Origin of the sequence: Streptomyces sp. MB09-01 (genome assembly GCF_033794505.1) — a bacterium.
Classification (GTDB): domain Bacteria; phylum Actinomycetota; class Actinomycetes; order Streptomycetales; family Streptomycetaceae; genus Streptomyces.
The window spans coordinates 1-2580 of sequence record NZ_JARAYQ010000501.1 but is presented as its reverse complement, the minus strand read 5'-3'; the positions used below and the strand labels follow the sequence as shown (position 1 = coordinate 2580).

Genomic DNA, 2580 nt, shown 5'->3' with positions numbered 1-2580 from the left:
GTCGTATCGGGGGTCTGCGGGGTTGGTGCGGGCACGGCGACACGCTATGCGGCGCCGCGCCCGGTTCGCTTGATTCATAACGATGTGTCAGTTGTTTCCTATGGTGAATCAATGACACGTGTTCTGGCAGTGCGCAGCGTGTTCCCGCCCCATCTCCATCCCCAGGCCGAGATCACGGAGGCGCTCGCCCGCTTCCTGCCCTCCGGCTCCGATACCGCCCTGCTGCGCCGGGTCCACGCCTCGGTGCGCGTGGAGCGCCGCCACCTCGCTCTCCCGCTGGAGCGTTACGGGCCGGCGAACGACTTCGGCACGACGAACGCCCTGTTCGTCGAGACGGCCCTGGAACTCGGCGCCCGTGCCCTCGAACTGGCCCTCGTCGACGCCGGCCTGGCGGCGCACGAGCTCGATCTGGTCATGTCGACCACGGTGACCGGGCTCGCGACACCCTCGCTGGAGGCCCGCCTCGCCACCCGGGCCGGGCTCCGGCCCGACGTGCGGCGGGTACCGCTCTTCGGCCTCGGCTGCGCGGCCGGCGCCGCCGGGATCGGCCATCTCCACGACCATCTGACGGGCCGCTCCGGGCACGCGGCCCTGCTGCTGTCCACCGAGCTGTGTTCGCTCACCCTCCAGTCCACGGACACCTCGATGGCGAATCTGGTGGCCGGGGCCCTCTTCGGCGACGGCGCGGGTGCCCTGCTGGCGGTCGGCCGCGACCATCCCCTGCACAGCACCGGCGCCGGGCCGGAGGTGGTGGCCGCCCGCAGCCGGCTCTATCCGGGCACCGAGCACCTCCTCGGCTGGGACATCGGGCACTGGGGCATGCGCATGGTGCTCGGCCGCGAACTCCCGGACCTGGTCAGGCTGCACGTCGCCGAGGAGGTCGAGAGCTTCCTCGCCGCCCACGACCTCAAGCCCGCGGACGTCGACGCGTGGATCTGCCATCCCGGCGGCCCGAAGATCCTCGACGCGCTCTCGGACGCCCTCGCCCTGCCGGAGCAGGCCTTCGCCGCGAGCCGGCGCTCCCTGGCTGCCGTGGGCAACCTCTCCTCCGCCTCGGTCCTGCACATCCTGGACGGCGTCCAGAGCGCGGGGCCGCCACCGCCCGGTTCGGTCGGGCTGATGCTCGGCTTCGGCCCGGGCTTCGCCTCCGAACTCGTCCTCCTCCGCTGGTGACCCCGATGAACGCGATGGACTCCATGCCCCTCATGCCCTCGATGCCCTCCATGACCTCCGTGACCGCCGCGGCCTTCCCGGCCGAGGTGACCCTCCCGGGCTCCCTGACCGTGCCGGTCTCCCTGGTCCCGTACCTCCTGCTCATCGGCCTCGTCGTCGTCGAACGCCTGGCCGAGCTGATCACCGCCCGCCGCCACACCGCCTGGAGCCTGGCCCGCGGCGGCCGCGAGTACGGCCGTGGCCACTACCCGGCCATGGTCGCCCTGCACACCGCGCTGCTGGTGGGCTGCGTGGTGGAGCCCTGGGCGGCCGGCCGGCCGTTCGTCCCCCTGCTCGGCTGGTCGGCCCTCGGCGTCGTCGTGGCCGCCCAGGGCCTGCGCTGGTGGTGCATCGCCACCCTCGGGCGGCGCTGGAACACGCGGGTGCTCGTCGTCCCCGGTCTGCCGCTCGTGGAGGCGGGACCGTACCGGCTGCTGCGCCATCCCAACTACGTGGCCGTGGTCGCCGAAGGGGTCGCGCTGCCGCTGGTGCACACGGCCTGGCTGACCGCACTGGGCTTCACCGTGCTCAACCTGCTCCTGCTGCGCATCCGGATCGGCTGTGAGGACGCCGCCCTGACGGACGGCGGCCGGCTGCGCGCGCCCGCCTCCGTCCCGTCCGCGGGGGCCGCCCCGTGATCGACCTGCTGATCGCGGGCGGCGGTCCGGCCGGGCTGGCCACCGCCATCCACGGCGCGCTCGCCGGCCTGGAGGTGGTGGTCGTGGAGCCGAGGCCCACGCCCATCGACAAGGCCTGCGGGGAGGGCCTGATGCCGGGCGCCGTACGCCGGCTGCTGAAGCTGGGCGTTCCCGTGGCCGGGCAGCCGTTCCACGGCATCCGCTACGTCGACGGCGTGAGCGGCCGGCACGCGGAGGGGCTCTTCCGGTCCGGCCCGGGCCTCGGCGCCCGGCGGACGGTGCTGCAGGCGGCACTGGCCGAACGCGCCGAGCAGCTCGGCGTACGGGTGCTCCGCCAGCGCGTCGAACAGGTGCGCCAGGACGTCCACCAGGTCAGCGCGGCCGGGCTCACCGCCCGCTACCTCGTGGCCGCCGACGGACTGCACTCCCCCGTCCGGCGCGGCCTCCGCCTCTCGGCGCCGGCCGCGCCCCGCAGGCCCGCCCGCTACGGGCTGCGCCGCCACTACGAGGTCGCTCCGTGGAGCGACCTCGTCGAGGTGCACTGGTCGGCGCGGTGCGAGGCCTACGTCACCCCGCTGGGCCCCGACCGGGTCGGCGTGGCCGTACTGACCGCCGAGCAGGCCCCGTTCGACGTACAGCTCGCCCACTTCCCGCTGCTGGCGGAGCGGCTGGGCGCGGGCGCCGCCGGTACGCCGGTGCGGGGGGCCGGGCCGCTGCGCCAGCAGCGGGA

At 74.6% G+C, this 2580-nt stretch carries 3 protein-coding genes; all 3 read left to right on the top strand.

The window, feature by feature from the left end; genetic code table 11:
- Positions 1–111: 111 nt before the first annotated feature.
- Complete coding sequence (locus PV721_RS42875) at positions 112–1173, top strand: type III polyketide synthase (RefSeq protein ID WP_319734240.1); 1062 nt, start codon at positions 112–114, stop codon at positions 1171–1173.
- A gap of 5 nt (positions 1174–1178) precedes the next feature.
- Positions 1179–1850 carry an isoprenylcysteine carboxyl methyltransferase family protein gene (locus PV721_RS42870; protein ID WP_416371299.1) on the top strand — a complete coding sequence of 224 codons (672 nt, stop codon included), beginning with the start codon at positions 1179–1181 and terminating at the stop codon, positions 1848–1850.
- On the top strand, positions 1847–2580 hold a 734-nt coding region (locus PV721_RS42865; protein WP_319734238.1), incomplete at its 3' end, for an NAD(P)/FAD-dependent oxidoreductase. The genes PV721_RS42870 and PV721_RS42865, both read left to right, overlap by 4 nt.